1 protein-coding gene is annotated in these 1,801 nt (G+C 62.1%); it reads right to left on the bottom strand.

Going from position 1 to position 1,801, the window contains the following annotated elements:
- Positions 1 to 71: 71 nt before the first annotated feature.
- Positions 72 to 1,697 carry an APC family permease gene (locus E1809_RS26360; protein ID WP_133207161.1) on the bottom strand — a complete coding sequence of 542 codons (1,626 nt, stop codon included), beginning with the start codon at positions 1,695 to 1,697 and terminating at the stop codon, positions 72 to 74.
- Between the last annotated feature and the right edge of the window lie 104 nt (positions 1,698 to 1,801).

The following is a 1,801-nucleotide window of genomic DNA, read 5'->3' as shown; positions in this document are numbered from 1 at the left end:
GACGCGGGAAGGCAAGACCGTTTGTGGCGGTCTTGCCTTCCTGTTTTTGCGGGGTGGGTTCTTTTGCGGGGTTAGATGAGTGCGCGTTCGAGTTCGTCGTCGTCGGGGTCGTTGGAGCCTTGGACGGCGTCGAGTTGGTAGGCTTCCTCGAGTTCGGCGATGTCCTGGTCGCTGGTGGTGGGGGCGGAGTGTTCTTCGAGGACGCCGGTGCGGTGGCGGATGCGCAGCCTGTAGAGGAGCAGTCCGGCGATGACGACGAACGCGACGAAGATGACGCCGCCCCATTGCAGGTACCACTGGAAGGGCGGGGTGGAGTTGTAGATTTCCTGGCGGGGCCAGATCAGGTTGATGGTCATGGCTGCTCCCCAGATCACGGCGAGGAGGTTGATGATGAAGCCCCATTTCTTGCCGAGTTTGAAGCCGGCTTCTCCGTCGTCGGGCAGGGGCCATTTCTTCAGGATCCGGTTGCGGAGCATGGGCACGGTGACGAGCAGGTAGGACATGTAGATCAGGACGATGCCGATGCTGGAGAGGATCGTGAAGATGGCCGGCTGGGTGATGTTGATCAGCAGCGGGATGATGGCCGTGATGCCGGTGGTGATGGCTGCGGTCGTGGGGGTTTTGCGCACGGGGTGGACTTTGGCCAGGTGGCGGCTGAAGGGCAGGTTGTTGTCCCGGGCCATGGCGAACATCATGCGGATGGTCGCGGCCTGGATGGCCAGGGCGCAGACGGTGATGGCGATGACGACGCAGACGAGGAAGATCTTGCCGAAGGGTCCGCCGAGTACTTGCAGGATGATGTACTGCAGGCCGCCGTCGGGCTCGCCGAGTTTGGGGTCGTTCAGGTTCGGGGCGGCGAGGATGCCGAAGAGCAGCAGCAGTCCGCCCAGGATGAAGGATGCGTTGACGGCCCTGAGGATGGCCTTGGGGGCGGTCTTTTTCGGGTTCTTGGTTTCTTCGCCGAGGGAACCGGCGGTGTCGAAGCCGTACATCGCGTAGGCCGAGGCCATCGAGGCGATCAGGAAAACACCGAAGTAGCCCAGGGGCTGGCCGTTGCCCAGTCCGCGGGTGTTCACGAGGACCTCGGGTCCGCGCACGATGTTCCAGGCCAGGGCGATGATCAGCACGACGGCCGTGACCAGTTCCACGAACACCCCGATGCTGTTGATCGCCGCGGTGAGCTTGACTCCGAAGGCGTTCACCAAGGTGGTGAAGGTGATCAGGATCGTGGCCAGCAGCACGCCGTTGACCGCGAAGTCATACGGGCCCGTGCCGTCACCGATGATCTGGAAACCGGACCAGATCTGGGGCATCGTGATCTGCAGGGACAGCGCGACTGCCCCGATCGTGACCATCGAGGAGATCAGCAGCAGCCACCCGGCCATCCAGGAGGACGTCTTCGAGGACAACTGCTTGGCCCAGTTGTACACCGCGCCGGCGACCGGATACCGGCCCGCGAGCTCGGCGAAGACCAGCGCGACGAACAACTGGCCCACGAACACCATCGGCCAGGACCAGAAATACTCCGTGCCGCCGGTGGCATAGCCGAAGTAGAAGAGCTGGAAAACACTCGTAAGGATCGAAATATAGCTCACGCCGGCCGCGAAGCTGGCGAACTTACCGATACTGCGGTCCAGCGACTGCGTATAACCAAAATCCTGCAGACCGCTCGAATCATGTTGCTTGAGTTCAGACATATGGGGGAAGTCCTTAGTCGAATCTGAATGGCTTTACAGCCAATGACTACGCCGTCGGGGTCATGGGCGAAGACGCTGCCAGCGGGGTCTAACTAGCGGCGGGC

Origin of the sequence: Arthrobacter terricola (assembly GCF_004354015.1) — a bacterium.
Taxonomy (GTDB): Bacteria; Actinomycetota; Actinomycetes; order Actinomycetales; family Micrococcaceae; genus Arthrobacter; species Arthrobacter terricola.
The sequence above is the reverse complement of the archived record's forward strand: the minus strand, read 5'-3'. Positions and strand labels throughout refer to the sequence as shown.

Excerpts from the sequence above, each read along its gene's own strand:
- E1809_RS26360 (WP_133207161.1), bottom strand. The coding sequence starts at position 1,697 with ATGTCTGAACTCAAGCAACATGATTCGAGCGGTCTGCAGGATTTTGGT.